This is a genomic window from Vibrio sp. Y58_MX_L22 (assembly GCF_024181865.1).
GTDB lineage: Bacteria > Pseudomonadota > Gammaproteobacteria > Enterobacterales > Vibrionaceae > Vibrio > Vibrio alginolyticus.
Genome location: NZ_JAMZAN010000007.1, coordinates 72,152 through 88,643, shown reverse-complemented (window position 1 = coordinate 88,643; position 16,492 = coordinate 72,152). Strand labels below are relative to the sequence as shown.

General features: G+C 45.7%; 9 protein-coding genes. 2 read left to right on the top strand and 7 right to left on the bottom strand.

Annotated features, from left to right (window positions below; all coding sequences use genetic code 11):
• Positions 1 to 76: 76 nt before the first annotated feature.
• Positions 77 to 1,273: a tetratricopeptide repeat protein gene (locus NL626_RS16665; RefSeq protein WP_239938919.1), complete on the bottom strand. Its 1,197-nt coding sequence runs from the start codon at positions 1,271 to 1,273 to the stop codon at positions 77 to 79.
• Between the two features lie 546 nt (positions 1,274 to 1,819).
• Between NL626_RS16665 and pulA the strand changes: the two genes are divergently transcribed.
• Entirely contained in the window at positions 1,820 to 5,809 is a 3,990-nt protein-coding gene (gene pulA / locus NL626_RS16660; protein ID WP_253657553.1) for a pullulanase-type alpha-1,6-glucosidase, read from the top strand.
• Positions 5,810 to 5,908: 99 nt separating this feature from the next.
• On the opposite strand, the gene NL626_RS16655 is transcribed toward pulA, so the two are convergent.
• The 5 genes from NL626_RS16655 to NL626_RS16635 form a co-directional block, all read right to left on the bottom strand.
• Positions 5,909 to 7,525 (bottom strand): endonuclease, encoded by a 1,617-nt coding sequence (locus NL626_RS16655; protein WP_253657552.1) that lies wholly within the window; start codon positions 7,523 to 7,525, stop codon positions 5,909 to 5,911.
• A gap of 331 nt (positions 7,526 to 7,856) precedes the next feature.
• Positions 7,857 to 9,470: an alpha-amylase family glycosyl hydrolase gene (locus NL626_RS16650; RefSeq protein ID WP_253657551.1), complete on the bottom strand. Its 1,614-nt coding sequence runs from the start codon at positions 9,468 to 9,470 to the stop codon at positions 7,857 to 7,859.
• Positions 9,471 to 9,590: 120 nt separating this feature from the next.
• A complete protein-coding gene (locus NL626_RS16645; RefSeq protein WP_253657550.1) occupies positions 9,591 to 10,097 on the bottom strand; it encodes a glycosidase in 507 nt (168 codons plus the stop codon).
• A gap of 317 nt (positions 10,098 to 10,414) precedes the next feature.
• Positions 10,415 to 11,224, bottom strand: a complete 810-nt coding sequence (locus tag NL626_RS16640; protein ID WP_005374786.1) for a MalM family protein — start codon at positions 11,222 to 11,224, stop codon at positions 10,415 to 10,417.
• 100 nt (positions 11,225 to 11,324) lie between these two features.
• Complete coding sequence (locus tag NL626_RS16635) at positions 11,325 to 12,596, bottom strand: maltoporin (protein ID WP_005374784.1); 1,272 nt, start codon at positions 12,594 to 12,596, stop codon at positions 11,325 to 11,327.
• Between the two features lie 446 nt (positions 12,597 to 13,042).
• On the opposite strand from NL626_RS16635, the gene glgX reads away from it, so the two are divergent.
• A complete protein-coding gene (gene glgX / locus NL626_RS16630) occupies positions 13,043 to 15,034 on the top strand; it encodes a glycogen debranching protein GlgX (RefSeq protein WP_167415831.1) in 1,992 nt (663 codons plus the stop codon).
• A 78-nt stretch (positions 15,035 to 15,112) separates the two neighbouring features.
• Here the strand turns inward: glgX and NL626_RS16625 are convergent, their stop codons facing one another.
• Positions 15,113 to 16,483: an L-serine ammonia-lyase gene (locus NL626_RS16625; protein ID WP_045484172.1), complete on the bottom strand. Its 1,371-nt coding sequence runs from the start codon at positions 16,481 to 16,483 to the stop codon at positions 15,113 to 15,115.
• Positions 16,484 to 16,492: the final 9 nt, after the last annotated feature.

Below are 16,492 nucleotides of genomic sequence, written 5' to 3'. Positions count from 1 at the left end.
GAGCTGACTTGGGTTTGGCGTAACATTTTAAAGACAAAAGAAAAGCCTCACTCTTGAGGCTTCTGGATAAGATAGGTTATGGTTGAAGGAAGTTTTGAGTGAAATCGAGCGCCTCTTTAGAAAGTTTTTTTTCGTTGGGCGATGTGCTTGCCTGACCTTCTGCTGTTACCGTTGTCATGTTAGGCTGAAAATCTAGTGTTGATGTCTCCTCCCAAGCTTCGGAGGCGTCTTTATTCTCATCATTCAACACCGCATTGAGCTCCTCTTCCGCAGGAAAATACGCTTCGCGTTTGTACACTTTGTTAAGGGCTCGAATAATAGAGTGCTTTCTCACCATTCCTGAGGCCAGCTTTCTTTGCAACGGCTTCGCTATGGACTGCAATCCAACGACAACATCAACACCAATATTGGTTGCCACTTCATCACGCAACGTACGTGCAGGTTGGTAGCCCATATTGGCAGCAAGAAACAGCCAAACGTAAGCAATTGCATTACCCGTTTTACCTTTATCCTTCCACGCTTCGCCAGCATGATACATCGCTTTAGCACTGCCACCTTCCGCGGCCCGTTCCAGCCAGTAGCAACCTTTAACCATGCTTTTTTCTGTACCAATGCCATTTAGGTAACATAAGCCGACTTGGATCTTGCCATCTGCACTGTCTTTTTCCGCCGCTTTCATAAACCAGTAAAGCGCATCTGCACTGCGTCCTGCACTATTGTCTGGTGAAAGCTGCCATTCCCCCATATAAATCATGGCATCAATGCAGCCTTCTTCGGCGGCAGTTTCAATCAGTTGGTTACCTTTTGGGATATTTTTTTCAGTTCCTCGACCAAAGACCAAGGCCTTGCCCGTCGAAAATTTCGCTTCGGTATCCCCTTCCATTCCCGCAATTGCGGTACGCCAGAAGTTTGCCTGCTCTTTTAAAATCACATCTTCGCGCATGCGTTCACTTAAGCGAACAATGCCGTACATCCCCGTCACATTGTCCAGTTTAGCGGCTTTATCATACCAATACAGCGCTTGACGAATGTTGTCCTTTTCGGCTTCTTTCGCTAGAAATAAAATGGTGGGGATATGCCCGGTTTCTGCTTTGAACTCTCGCTCTTTACGCTCTTGCTCTCGCGCTTTATGCATCGCCTTTCGATAAGCGGCTTCGCGAGCTTTCCTCTCTGCCTCGAGTCTCTGTTTCCGCATCGACAACGAGATCATCCACACAAATATCAGGACGAGTGAAAGGCCAGTTGCCGCAATGGCAATGCCCATACTACTCATAAATAGCCTCTTTTGGTTTCAGGGCCCAATTCAACTCCCTTTCAGGGAAATCTTATGATTACGCGCCGACATAACGCCGACTACCTTCATTATATAACGACCACTTAGCGAAAATCTGAAGCTTGCGAAGACTTAATGGCGGTATTTTATTCAACATCACTGCAACTTATTTTTAAAAGAAAAATATAGCCCTCATTTTTATAGAACTTAATCACGGTTTTGGGGCTGAGACATTCTCATCCCCTATCATCCCCCCTTACTCATCCCATAAAAATTTACATTTTAATGATGTGCAGAATCTCTCACTATGCGCCTGTTTTATTATTTAATTTGTGAACAAAATCGACTGTGACAGAAAATTTGCACCTGTAAAAAACTTAACAGCCTGCTCTCACATTTTGCTGATGATTCAGTGTATTAGCATCTAATTGAACATTTCCTTTTTTGGCATCTGCCTTTCTAGCGTGTGCAAAACCTTCTTGATGATTGAGTCAGCGAAGGCAGCGCGCAGCTCAATATCAATTCAATAACAATGGATTTGTAAACGTGGACAATAAGACATTTAAATTATCAACAATTGCCAAAACCGTACTGCCTTTGATTTCCGTCGCGGTAATCAGCGGTTGTGGTAGTGATAGCACGAACGAAGATACGACGAACCCTGGCTCAGGCTTGTACCCTGCGGGAGAGAACGAAGTCGTCATTTATTACAAACGTGACGTAGCATCAGCTTCAACAGCAAGCGACTACGAAGGTTGGGGCTTGCACCTATGGAACGGTGAGGGCTGTACCAGCACAGATTTAGACGCAATGGGCATTCCGGGAACAGGAACGGATTGGTCTGCGCCACACCCATTCGATGGCATCAACGACACCTACGGTGCTTACTACGTACTGAAAATAAACCCTGACGCCTCTGACCCACACGAATGCATGAACTTCATTCTGCACAAAGGTGATGAGAAAGCGTTCGGCAGCGCAAACTCAAAAGTAGAGTTGACGAAAATCGGCGAATCGAAAGGTTTGTTTGGCTTCCACGGCAGCAGTGAACTTTACTACGAGCCAATAGAAGAGCGCCCTGTTGATATTGATGGTCAAAAAGCCCATTGGTTAGACGCCAACACCATTGCATGGGAAGCGGCGACCAGTGCGGATTCCATGAAGCTGTTCTACAGCCTTAGCAATGACATCAAAATGGATGAAGACAAGCAAATCTCTGGCGGTACTGCGGTTGAGCTGACAAAAGCTGGTGAGTTATCTGATGGACTAAAATCACGCTTCCGTCACCTTGCTAGCCTTCAAGCTGCGGGTATCGATGTCGATGACGCGACCTTGCGTACGATCCTGAAGTCACAAATCGTTATGGTGGCTTACAACGCAAATGGTGACGTCATTTCTGCAACTGAAGTGCAAAAACCGGGCGTTTTGGATGCGGTGTTTGCCGATTCCAAGGCAGGTAACGCGATCGGTCAAGAACTCGGTGCGATTGTGGAAGGCGGTGCCGCAACCTTCAAACTATGGGCACCAACTGCCCAAGATGTTGCTCTGATAATCTACGATGAAAACTTAGCAGAAGAAGCGACCGTTGCCATGACGGAAGACCCAGCAACAGGTATCTGGGTTTCTGAGGCACAAAGCAACGTTGTCAACAAATACTATCGCTACCAAGTTAAGGTATACCACCCAACAACTGGCGTCGTTGAAACGCGTTTGGTAACAGACCCATATTCAATGAGCTTGTCTAAGAACTCACGATACTCGCAAGTGGTTGATTTAGATGATCCAAGCTTAATGCCTCAAGATTGGAAAAACTACGCACGCCCAACGGTTAAAAAAGACGAAGACCACGTCCTTTACGAGTCACACATTCGTGATTTCAGCTTTAACGACAGCAAAGGCACACCAAGTCTTGATGGCAAATATCTTGCCCTTACAGAAACTGAGCGTGAGTCTGTTTCTCACTTAAAAGCCTTAAAAGATGCAGGCCTAACAACGCTACATATCCTACCTGCATTTGATATTGCAACAGTGGATGAAGACGCTGACCAGCGAGTCGATATCACCGACACCGTGGGTAAGCTTTGTGGCATCAAGCCAGAAGCCTCCATTTGTGAGACCGAAGATGACGGCAAAGTGATTGAAGAGGTATTAAATAGCTACGACCCAACAACGGGCAAAGCACAAGCGTTGATGAACGATCTTCGCATGCTAGACAGCTTCAACTGGGGTTACGACCCTTACCACTACACCGTGCCAGAAGGCAGCTATGCGACCGATCCTAACGGGTCTAAGCGTATTATTGAGTTCCGCGAAATGGTTCAAGCGACGCATAAAATGGATCTGAAACTGGTCATGGACGTCGTGTACAACCACACAAATGCATCTGGTGTGAACGAAAAATCAGTACTGGATAAGATTGTCCCTGGGTACTACCACCGTCTAAACGTCAACACTGGCGGAGTCGAAAACTCAACCTGTTGTGATAACACCGCAACCGAGAACTTGATGATGGGTAAACTAATGGTTGACTCATTGATGGTATGGGCGGATGACTATAAAGTCGATGGTTTCCGTTTTGACCTTATGGGCCACCAGCCGAAAGATGTGATGGTTTACGCACTTGAAAAAGTCCGTGAAATTGACCCGAATACCTTGTTCTACGGCGAAGGTTGGGACTTTGGTGAAGTCGCGCAAAACGCTCGCTTCGATCAGGCAACACAAGTCAACATGGCGGGAACAGAAATCGGTACTTTCTCTGATCGTCTGCGTGACGCAGTTCGTGGCGGAAGCCCGTTTGATGGCGGTGTAGATTCTGAAGGTAAGCACCCACTTCGCTTTAACCAAGGCTTTGGTAACGCCGCTTATCCTAACGAAGAAACCAAAACTGACGCAGAGTCGGTGAATGGTCGTTTACACAACCAAGATCTGGTTCGTCTAGGTATGGCTGGTAACTTGGCTGATTACATCCTTCTTGATTACAAAGGCGAAACCAAACTGGGTAAGAACGTTGATTACAATGGTGCGCCTGCAGGCTACACAAAAGTGCCATCAGAGAACATCTCTTACGTGTCTAAGCACGACAACCAAACATTGTGGGATAACAACGCCTACAAGATTGCGACAGGCACTTCATCTGCCGAGCGTGCACGTATGCAGTCTGTGTCCCTATCAACGGTGATGCTTGGTCAAGGCATTCCATTCATCCACATGGGTTCTGAGCTATTGCGCTCTAAATCCATGCAGCGCGACTCGTACGATTCTGGTGACTGGTTCAACCGTGTATTCTTCGACGGAAGCGACAATAACTGGAACGTTGGTCTACCACGTGAAGACAAAGACGGTGCAAACTGGGAGCTGATCAAAACCATCGTTGGTGACAGCACGGCGAAACCAGATTCAACCGACATCGAGCTGACTAAGCAACAATTCCTAGAGCTACTAAAAATCCGTAGCACAAGCGAACTGTTCCGCCTAGATACCGCGCAAGAAGTGATGAACCGTGTGGACTTCCGCAACGTAGGGAAAGACCAAGTGGAAGGCTTGATTGTGATGTCTATCGACGATGGTACATCAGCAGGTGCCGATTTAGATTCGAACTACGATGCTGTTGTGGCCGTTGTGAACTCAACATCAACTGAGAAGTCTTTCAAAGTTGCTGGCGCAACTGGTTTCGAGTTACATGAAGTTCAACAAAACTCTGCGGATGACATCGTGAAAGGTGCAAGCTTCACCAATGAAACGTTCACAGTACCAGCACTGACAACAGCGGTATTCGTGCAGCCACAAGACGGCGCACAAGGTGCTGGCCTGCCAGTAAACACGGATAACAAAGACGTATCGAGCATTCCTCCTTACGGCGAAACCGTTGTTTACGTGAAAGGCACGATGAACGAGTGGTCTGATAGCAGTGATTGGGCGATGACCTTTATTGGCAACGGCATGTACTCTGTAACTGGCGTTCTTGAAGCAGGTGAGCACGAGTTCAAATTCGCGGACTCTGGTTGGGCAAATCCAAACATCGGTTGTGATATTGCGAATATAGCTTCTGGTTCACTAGACTTAGGTTCAGAAGGTAACTGTAAGCTGTCTGTTGCTGAAACAGGTAAGTACAACTTCACTCTGAACGCGCTACATGTTCAAGATGAAAGCGTAGAAAAACCGGTCGTGTCAGTGACCAAGTCAGCAGATGCACCAACATTCGGTGAAACAGCACTTTACTTACGTGGCACTATCACTACATGGGATGCTCCAGCACAAGACTCAACTGCGAAGTTCAGCTATGTAGCAAATGACGTTTACTCGCTAGACATTACCCTAGCGGCGGGCAACTACGAGATGAAAGTTGCGAGCGCAGACTGGGCAGCAGACACCAACTTCGGTGGCGAAGGCAGTGTTGAGCTTGGTAAAGCGCTAACGATGGAAGTCGGTGGCGGTAGTGCAAACCTGAAAATTGCGATTGCAGAAGCAGGAAATTACAACTTCCACTTCAACGCGGCTGACAAGTCGGCGCCAATCGTGACGGTAACCAAAAACTAGTTTCATTTAAAAACATCCGTAATGAAAAAGGGGAAGCATCACGCTTCCCCTTTGTTTTGTTGGCGTCACTAAATGGTGGATACCAAAATCAAAAAGGTGTTAGTTTCCCCAAATCTGTTCAACAAACTCAGGATGATCAATGAATGGATTACGATTGCCCTGAAAATCAAACACTTGTTGATTGCGATTTCGTTCTTTTTCACTAACGGGATCATTTTTGTGCCAACGCTTAAGCATGTTTAACACCCAAGGTTCAAAAACCGTCGAACTTGAACCATCAAGGACAGCATCCGCATTGCTTGAGTTACCTTCCCAATTACCTACAACATTTTCATAACGGGTCGCCATGTAGAAATAAGCACGGGCGAAGTCGCCCTTAAACTCATCAATCGGCTCAAACACCGTACCGGAGTAGCCCAGACTAGTGCTTGCTTGGCCAAGTTTAGAGCCATTACTAGACACGTAGGTCGCGGTGCCCACTTCACCAAATGGCCAATTACTGCGCTTCGCGTTTACATAACCATCAGTCGCAAACAAGTGATGACCGTCTGAGTTCATCGGCTCAACCTTACCGCCAAACCAGCTTTTCGGAAAAGAGTGCTCACGGTTGTAGCAATCCCCTTCCGTTTTGTATTGGCCACATTGGTCTGTGACTTTGGTAAAGCTTACTGTATCGCTAGCAGATGGCTTTTCAGAGTACATATCGAGAATAGAGCCATCATTTTCATAATAACGATCAATATCGGCATCTTTTACCAAGGTCCAGACCGCAGAATAGCCTCGGCTGGAGTGATTATTGATAATGTTAAACAACGCTGTTTTTAGAGCGTATCCCGTCTTACCAGATGCCGCTTGATAGTAACCATCAACCACTGGTGGGGTCGTCGTTGTGTCACCTAAGTTAAAATCGGTGGTTTCACTTTTCGAGAATTCAGCGCCAGAAGCAAGAGTCTTATCTCCCTCAGTCAGCGTGTACGACCCCGCGCCACTGCCACAACAAATGCCGTCACCATACTCGTCTTGAATCGTGAATTGGTAGTTACCGTCAGCTAAGCACATGCTCTTTTCAATGGTGATTGCTGACTCATATCCCTGACCAGAAAACAGTACTTCAGCTTGGTTGTTTTTTAACGTCCAGCTAGTTTCTGAACCATAATTATCTGTTGTGAGAGTCAAGACCACTTGGTGATCACTACAACTTTCTACAGGAGGTTGTGTACTCGTCTCAGTCGGTTGAAAATTATCGACGTAGACAACTTCTGAGCCATCAAAACTGGCTTCATCGTAAAAACGCAAACCGACGTTGATGGTCTTGTTCGAGCTCGCTGTGTAGTTGTGCGCGAGCTCTTGCCACTGGTTTATCTGTTGTGGGTTCGAGTAATTGTGATAACCATCAACCACCAGACGTGCTTTTACATTTCCTTCGGTATGATAAACCGAGACAGAAAACGGATAGGTTTTCCCTTGCTCCACATTAATGGGTTGCAAAAAGTCGGTGTTGCTTTGGGTACCTGTATTCACGACGACCTGGGCAGCCAGACCACCCGATTTGATTTGCTCGCTGCTTGGCGACACTGCAATGCCAGCGTCAATCTCTGACCACTGCGTAGGTACATTGCCATTCCACTGTTCAAAGTCACCGTTGATAATTTGGCTATATGCAAACGGCGAGCTAACAGCAGCAAGGAGACAGAGGGAGTTCGTTATGGATTTCATTATACTTTTCCATTAGTTATATAAATCCCAAACACGATAAACATATTAGTGGGGCATAAGTAATCCTTCAGTCACATTTTTACGTTGCACAAGTGTTAATTTACTTTTTAATGTGCAGCTTATCTCACAAATATCCATCTGCTGAAAACAAACGCCAATACAAAAAGCGAAGCAACTTGTTGGCTACATCGTCGCAAAACCATTAAGGGAAAAGTAAAACAGACAGAAAAAAGCCAAGTGTGCGCCTATGGGGGTCAGCAACAACACTTGGCTTGTTTATAAGAAAGCTTGTGGTCAGCTCAACTGGTGAGCATCAATTCTGAATAATTCCTTAAGGTTTTACCGCAAAGAATCGTCCTTGTAGTGGCGACATCAGAATCTGATATTGACCATTACTCGGAGTAATTTTTTCATTCGTGAGCAAATCCACCAACTCACCAGTACCAACACTCTCCTGAGTAAGAGTGACGCTTCTAGCGCTCTCTAAGGTATTTAGCGCAAACAAGACTTTGTCCGAACCAGATTGTTTCAAATCCACATAACTGCCGTTACTCGCAACTAAATTCGTGCGTGACCCCTGATAAAGTGCAGGATGCGCATCGCGCATTGTCATCAGCGATGTCACATAAGATTTGAGATCGGCTTGGTTTGCATCAAGCGTCGCCGTCACGCCTTCAATTTTCGCACTGCTGCGCGCAACGTGATCATCGCACAAACCTTGAATGGCGCAGGTGCTGTTGTCTTCTTTTACGGCAAAACCATCCACTTGATCCCCGATTTCATCACCGTAGTACAACGTGATTGGCCCGGTGTACGCCGCTTGGAAAGCAAACGCGGCTTTATGGCGTAACCAATATTCTGCATCATTCACATCCGCCAAGTTTCCACGCTGTAACAAGTCACCAAAGCGCACTAAATCATGGTTGCCGATCATCAAATTCGGCTGCGCATGTGTTGGATATTGGTTGTGTGTGCTGTAACCGTTGTCTAGCCAATCCACACCGCGACCACCCACGCCACTCTCATTCACGGCCAAAGTTTCAACGATGCGATAGCGCATAGGAAAATCAAATGCAGAGCACAGTGCTGGATCGCTGTTCGATCCATACGCCTCATTCGCGATCTCAGACTCCCCTTTCCAAATCTCTGCCACCATATAGCCCAACGGATTCACTTGTTCGCCTTTGCTATTGGTGTACGTCACACTTTGTGAGGCTTCATCGACGGCTTTACGAAGTTGTGTCCAAGCGTCTGTCGGAACTTGATAGGCTTGATCTAAACGCCAGCCGTCAATCTTCAGTTCTTTGATCCAATACGTTGCCACTTCTTTGTAGAAATCGAGACTGGCCGGGTAATCAACGGGATTGCTCGATCCCGATGGCAACAAACCGGAAGGAGATGGTTTGATCAAACCATCTTTGTGATGACCAAATACACCATCAAAAAACACGTATAAGCCGCGTTTGTGTGCTTCCTCGACCAAGGTTCTCGCCGTTTCTAAATCACCAAAACGTGGATCAATGGTGAAGTAATCCGTTGCAAAGTAGCCCGTGGCATCCAGACGATCGGCCCAGTGCTCTTGGCCCGCTATCGCTTCCGATTCAAAAACTGGCGTCAACCAAATCGCGTTCATCCCTAAATCTTGGATGTAATCGAGTGAATCAATCACTCCTTGCAAATCGCCGTTATGATGGCTGGTGCCATAACCTGTACCGTGACCAATGCTCGCATCACCATCCACAAAACTCTCTACCATGATTTGATAAGTACGAAGTTGGTTACTTTGCGCCATGACATTGGCTTGGCAAGCATAACTGGTATCCGGTAGCGGAGTGCTGCTATTAGTGTCGCCACCACCAGAAGAATTACACGCAGATAAAGCACCAATCACACTTAACGCAAGCAACGATCGAGGCAGGCGATGGTTACGTAGGATATTACGCATTTTATTCTCCCTAACTTACTCAAATAAACTACGGAAATTTGAGTAATAAAATTAACCCCGACATGTGTTTCATGCAGGGGTTAATAAATAAAAATAGATTTTAAATAACTGAATGGAATATTATTGGCACTTATTTACCATGACATTAACAGGTTTACCTTTTCCTTCAAACTGAAGACTCCATACATATTTACCATCTTCTTTAATATCAACCGAAGTATCCGTACCATAACCACCAAATGTTAATGGTGTTAATTCACCAACGTTCATTCTATTACCTTTTGCGGTAAATTGTGGGAACCACAACTCGGTCGCGTACTGCATTTTGTAGGAGCCTACTTTTTCTTGAACCACGGCTTGGTAGAAATTATTCCCTTTGTAGGTGTATTGACGCTGAGGCACGTGTTTCCAATCGGAATCCGCAAAAGTACCCACCACAAATAGTGGTTTAGAAATAGGTCCTTTTGCTGTGCTATCTGGGTTGTCACACGCTTTCATGAAAGCAACCACTTCGTCTTGAGACATATTAACAACAGGCTCTGCGGCCGCTTCTGGTTCTGCCGTCGATTGACAACCTACTAAGGCAACAAGTAGGGCAGCAGCAAGAGAGGTCTTCATCATGTTCATTTCACGTAATTCCTTTTTAGTATATCCAAAGCAAAATAAACTCAACGGTTAAAAGAAATATTAATCGTTATTAAAATGGAAATATCAAACGCCAAATAAATATTGTCAGATTGCGAATTTAAATCACTTCGAGAAGTTTGTTTATTTCCTAAGTACAAAAAATAAATTAGGAACTGCCATTAATTATTGATCCAACCTATATAAAAAACAAAGTAATAAAAATAATTATGTGAATAAGGTAACTCTATGTAGGGGTATTTTTATTAGTTTATTTTCTATGAAAAAGGTCAGCATTTCGCTGACCTTTTTTTATCTGATTATTTTCTATTTACGGCTTTCACAAACACTTGTTGTGCACCTTCGATACCCAGCTCTTTTGCTTCATCAAGCAAAGTGAGCGCTTTCGGAATATCATTCGCTGCGACTGCCGCTTCAATGGAGCTGTAGTAGTAGCTAGTAAGGTCCGTACCTTGGGGAATGTTGTCGTTTTTCGCAACAATCTTAGTATTCACAATATCATTCGCGGATACCGAAAAGCGGAACTGACCGAGTGGGCTATGTTTCGCTAGAGGGTCTGCAATATCTGGCGGCTGAGTGTGACGCGCCATGGCGAAGGCTTTTGCAGGGTGTAAAACTTGTGTACTTCCTTTTAGATCGGCGGAAGTCGTGTAAACCAACACATGCAGATCGTTACCTGTCATGTCTGGAATCACATTGAGATCAAGTACGAATTTATCGTTGTCCAACAGTTTTGCTGGTTCGTACTTAAACTTTGAAAAATCTGCTTGGTAAATGGTTTCTCCTGCCGAGTTCATCACTGCGACATTAGGAGCATAAAATTGAAGTTCTTTACTTACGAATGTCTCTAATTTGATATCGAGACTGCCACGGTTACCTGGAAGAGCAAACGCTGCAATAGCGCCAGCACTGTTACCATCCAACAACATTTGGCTTTTATCAGTCAAAGCGAACTCAGTAACCACAGGCACGTTAAGCGGTACCCATTGAATATCACCCGATTGCGTGATCACTTGTTGCTGACCTTTTGGACTCATCTCTACTTGTTCTACAGACGCACAACCAGTAGCCAACATGCCCAGCAGTACGGGAGCAAGCCATTTTTTCATTACTGTCTACCTCGACTCTTTATTGTTTTTTAAATAAATACAGCCAGATAAGTTCTGGCTGTATCATTCTAGGACAATTTAGGACTTAGTGGTTAGATGATTACCACCAAGCTTCAGCTTGTACACCGAATTGGAACGTATCGTCTGAACGACCGTTGTCAAATGTGTTTGAGTTGTCTTCTTTGTCAGCCGTTAGGTAAGAAGCGTAAACACGGATTTCAGGACGAGCCCAGAAGCTAGAGCCAGCAGACCATGCTTGAGCAACAGTTAGCTTACCGTATTTGTTTTCTTCGCCGTCGTTATCGTCGATAGCGTAACCAGCTTCGAAAATAGTTTTGTGGTTGTCATCCCATTTGTACATTGGACGAACAACAACAGACATTGTTTCCCACTTGTCTTGGCCAGCCCACATGTCTTCACCAACACCGTACACTAACTGGTGACCCATTTCCCAGCTGTCGCCCATGCCGATTACACCCCAGTTGATTAGGCGGTAACCAGATGCACCGTTGTCAGCTTCTGCGCCGTACCAGCTACCGTCGCCGTAGAATGCCATTGTTTTAGAGTAACCTTCAGTACCGTACTGAAGCACTGTTTTGTTGAAACCAGCGTCTAGACCTTGAGTCAATTCTGCTGTGAACATTACACCGTTTTTCGCATCTTTAGTGCCGTTTGGCGCAGCGTCAGTTTCGTTAAGAATTGCGTAGTTCAAGCCCATTTCTAGAGAACCGTTGTCCCATAGAGGAAGACCTGCGTAACGTACGTCTAGAGTGTTTACGTTTGTTGCGCCACCATCGTTGCCTGGGTCTGCGATATCGCCGCGGTCGTTACGAACCCAAGCGAAAGAAACTTTACCAGGACCTGCTTCGATACCTTCAACACCAGCGCCCGCGCCAGAGATGTTCCAGTAGTAGAAGTCAGAGATATGAATGTCGTGACGTTGGTAGTAGCGTTTACCTGCCCAAAGCGTTGCTTCAGGAGCAAAGTTTAGTAGGCCTTTAGCTTGAACGTTGAACTGACGTAGTGCGAATTGTGCATCGTCTACACATTTCACTTCGCCGTTATCCAAACCACAGTTAGCAGAAGTGCTTTCCCAGTCGTTTGAACCGTTAGAAGTCATTGCAACCATAGAGTCTACGTAGAACGTTTTGCCGTTGTTGTTGTAAACTTCTTTACCTAGTTGAATCTCGCCGTAGATATCGCTTTCATTACCTAGACGACCGATCTTGTTCTTTTCGAATGTTAATTGTTGACCACCGTCAGCGTTCACGCCAACGCCAGCACGCATGTAACCGTGGAAATCCACTGCGAATGCAGAACCAGCAGCTAAAGTTGCAGCTACAGCAGCAGCAATTGCACTTACTTTTTTCATTCTTAACTCCATTAAGGGTATTTATAATTCTGTCTTCCCTGCTCACTCTTTTAGGTGAATATAGGCAGTAAAAACACACCTAAAGAAAGAGAGGTAAGATGGGAACGAATCCCCGTTTGTTTCAACAGTTGTGAGATTACCCGAGGCGTACAAGGATGACTTCCTCCGCCCTAAACTAATTTAAGGGGGATGAGAAGGGAGTAGAAAATTTACCGAATGGTGTTTTTTCGAGTCAGATCACCAATCTAGGGAGGAATTAGTAAGTTTGTTCGGTTTTGAGCCGCTACAAAGTGATAGCCATTTCATATTTTTGACTCTAAGCCGTCACATAAAGTAATTAAATTACACGAATATTTTTATATTTAGGGTGGTTGACCTTAGTAAGACAAAGTTTTTAACTTATAGTTTCCTAAAGGTAGCAATAAATATTAAATAAAGTATCTCCGATGACACGACTTCTCTCTCGCCCCTACCCCCTGGGCGCAACATTGAATAAAGAAGGCTGTAACTTCTCTATTCATGCTCCGGGCGTAAAAGACATTCAACTGGCATTGTTTGCAGACGATGGCAGCTACGAGCTTCACTGTTTACCGAATGAATACGCTGGCATACGTCATACTTTTATTCCAGATATTAAGCCGGGGCAAAAATACGGTTATCTTGTCTCCCACAAGGACGAGCCACTGTTAATTTCTGATCCGTACGCAAAATCAATAGATAAAGCCCTCCACTATCATCCTCCCTACTCTCCAGCCAAAAGTTTCGATATGCCGAAGTGCGTCGTTATCGAAGATGATTTTGACTGGCAAAACACGGATCACCCGCGTATACCCAGAGAAGAGATGGTGTTGTTTGAGACGCACGTCAAAGGGCTTACCCAACGCCACCCTGAGGTTGAGGACAAGCTGAAGGGGCGCTATTTAGGTCTTGCATCACCTGAAATGCTGGCCTTTTACAAACAGCAAAACATCAACACGCTGCAATTGCTACCTGTCGCAGCATGCATGCATGAGCCTCACCTACTAGAGATGGAAAAGGTCAATTATTGGGGATACAACCCTTATCTCTTTATGGTGCCCGATCCGCGCTACGCAGAACAAGACGCCGTTACGGAATTAAAAACAACAATTCGCGAATTGCATAAAAACGGCATCGAAGTGATTCTCGACGTGGTTTACAACCACACTGCTGAAGGTGGTGAAGGGCCTACAATTTTCAACCTGAAAGCCCTCGACTCCTGTTTTTACATCAAACATGGCAACCACTTCGCCAATTACACTGGCTGCGGAAATACAGTGGATCTCACCTACCAACCAGCCTTAAACCTTGTGATGGATACATTGCGCTACTGGGTTAGCGAATTTAAAGTCGATGGCTTCCGTTTTGACTTGGCTGCAACGTTAGGTCGACAGGGCGATGATTACAACCCAGAAGCAGCTTTCTTTAAAGCCGTTGCGCAAGACCCAATTTTGCGTGAAACCAAATTGATTGCCGAACCTTGGGATATTGGTCCAAATGGCTACCAAGTGGGTAACTTTCCATTTGGTTGGAACGAATGTAATGACAAACTGCGTGATATTTCCCGCAGTTTTTGGCGCGGTGATCAAGGCTATTTAAAAGAGTTTGCCACTCGATTAATGGGCTCTCGTGACATTTACAGTGCAGCGAACTGGCCATACAAACTCACCGTAAATTACATCACGTATCACGATGGCTTCACACTGCAAGATTTAGTGTCTTACAAGCACAAACACAATGAAGCTAATGGCGAAGAAAATCGCGACGGTCACGGTGACAATCGTTCAGAAAACTACGGTGTCGAAGGCGAGACAGAAAATCTGATGATCATCGCCACGCGTGAGAAGCAAAAACGCAATCTTATTGCTAGCTTGCTGTTTGCTTTTGGAATCCCACACATCCTCACTGCTGACGTGCTGTCTCACACCCAAGGCGGTAACAATAATGCCTATTGCCAAGATAACGAAACCAGTTGGCTGAACTGGGAAGAGACAGAACGTAAGCAACATTTCAAAGCATGGATGTCACAAATGGTCGCCAACCGAAATCAATACATGGTGCCATTTATCCGAGCTTTCAGTGGCGAGAATCGCAATAACAACCGTATTTTCTGGCGCCGTACAGACGGTCGCTTAATGGAGCACGATGATTGGAACCGTTTAAGCTCTGTCGCACTTCACCTTGGTATCGGTAAAGAAGGACAAGAGCTGGTTTACCTCATCAACCAAACTAACGCCACAGCGCGCTTTAAGCTCCCCAATGAGCGAAAGCAAGAATGGGTGACGATCTGTGATACAAACGTACGTAACCTCAACCCAGGACATGCTGAAGGCGAAGTCTTGCTGTCACCCACCTCGATGGTGATTTTGCACTATCAACCAAACCAAAGCACACCAAAAGGTGAGCAAACGCATAGCTAAGTTATAAACGTTCCAAAAAAGAAAAGCCGATGCATCTCAGTGCTTCGGCTTTTTTGTTGGTTAGATTTGCCTAACTCATTATTCGCAAGGTGGCGCTAGGTGAATCAAAGCTAACCCACCCAGTGATGTTTCGCGGTATTTCTTGTTCATGTCTTTGCCCGTTTGGTACATGGTTTCAATCACTTTATCCAACGAGATCAAACATTTACTATTACGCTTTAATGCCATGCGAGAAGCATTGATCGCTTTCATTGCCCCCATCGCATTACGCTCAATACACGGTACTTGCACTAAGCCACCAATTGGGTCACAAGTCATGCCTAGTGAGTGCTCCATGGCAATCTCGGCCGCAATACAAATCTGCTCATTGCTGCCACCACGTAGCGCGGTCAGGCCAGCTGCCGCCATAGAGGAAGACACGCCAACTTCGCCCTGACAGCCTACTTCAGCACCCGAGATAGACGCATTGGTTTTGTACAAAATGCCAATCGCACCGGATACAGCAAGGAAGTCTTTAAGTTGTTTGGTATCCAGCTCTTTGATGAAGCGATGGTAGTACATCAATACCGCCGGAATCACACCTGCTGCACCATTAGTTGGAGACGTTACGACTTGTCCACCAGCGGCGTTTTCTTCACTCACAGCAAAAGCAAACAAGTTAATCCAATCCATGATTTCCATTGGATCGTTTTCGATTGCTGCATTTGCTTCAAGCTTCTTCAGCAAGTTAGGCGCACGGCGGGTCACGTTCAAGCCGCCATCCAAGATACCTTCTGTCTCGAAACCACGCTCCATGCAACGCGTCATCACACGCCAGATCTGTTCTGCACGTTGATTGATGGCTTCCATATCCTGAAACGCTTGTTCGTTTTTCAGAATCATGCCGCCAAGGCTCATGCCGTTCTTCTCTGCCTGTGCCAACATTTCGTCCGCACTGGAGAATGGAAACTCAACTTCTACGGGTGAAGTCGCGCTGCCATTTTGCAGTTCATCCGCCGTTGCGATGAACCCACCACCGATAGAGTAGTAAGTTTCAAACCCAACCTGATTGCCATGCGCATCTAACGCAGTAATCGTCATGCCATTCTCATGCAGAGGAAGGTTCTCTTCATGGAACAACATGTCCGTTTTGTAGTTGAATTCGATTTCATGACGGCCATCGACAGACATCATGCCCTCTTCAATCGCCTTGCGCATCGCTTTGTTCGCAGAAGCGATTTTGATGGTATCTGGTTTGTTACCCAACAGACCCAAAATCGTTGCACGGTCAGTATGGTGACCAATCCCCGTTAACGAGAGTGAGCCATATAAATCGACTTGAATACGAACTACTTTTGCCAAGTTCGATTCAATCAAACGAGTGAAGTGGTAACCCGCGATCATTGGACCATTAGTGTGAGAGCTAGAAGGGCCCACACCAATCTTGTAAATATCAAAGATGGACAGCATAAACCTACC

Coding starts and splice junctions, on each gene's coding strand:
- NL626_RS16625 (WP_045484172.1), bottom strand. CDS start 16,483: ATGCTGTCCATCTTTGATATTTACAAGATTGGTGTGGGCCCTTCTAGC.
- NL626_RS16650 (WP_253657551.1), bottom strand. CDS start 9,470: ATGCGTAATATCCTACGTAACCATCGCCTGCCTCGATCGTTGCTTGCG.
- NL626_RS16655 (WP_253657552.1), bottom strand. CDS start 7,525: ATGAAATCCATAACGAACTCCCTCTGTCTCCTTGCTGCTGTTAGCTCG.
- NL626_RS16640 (WP_005374786.1), bottom strand. CDS start 11,224: ATGAAAAAATGGCTTGCTCCCGTACTGCTGGGCATGTTGGCTACTGGT.
- NL626_RS16645 (WP_253657550.1), bottom strand. CDS start 10,097: ATGAACATGATGAAGACCTCTCTTGCTGCTGCCCTACTTGTTGCCTTA.
- glgX (WP_167415831.1), top strand. CDS start 13,043: ATGACACGACTTCTCTCTCGCCCCTACCCCCTGGGCGCAACATTGAAT.
- NL626_RS16635 (WP_005374784.1), bottom strand. CDS start 12,596: ATGAAAAAAGTAAGTGCAATTGCTGCTGCTGTAGCTGCAACTTTAGCT.
- NL626_RS16665 (WP_239938919.1), bottom strand. CDS start 1,273: ATGAGTAGTATGGGCATTGCCATTGCGGCAACTGGCCTTTCACTCGTC.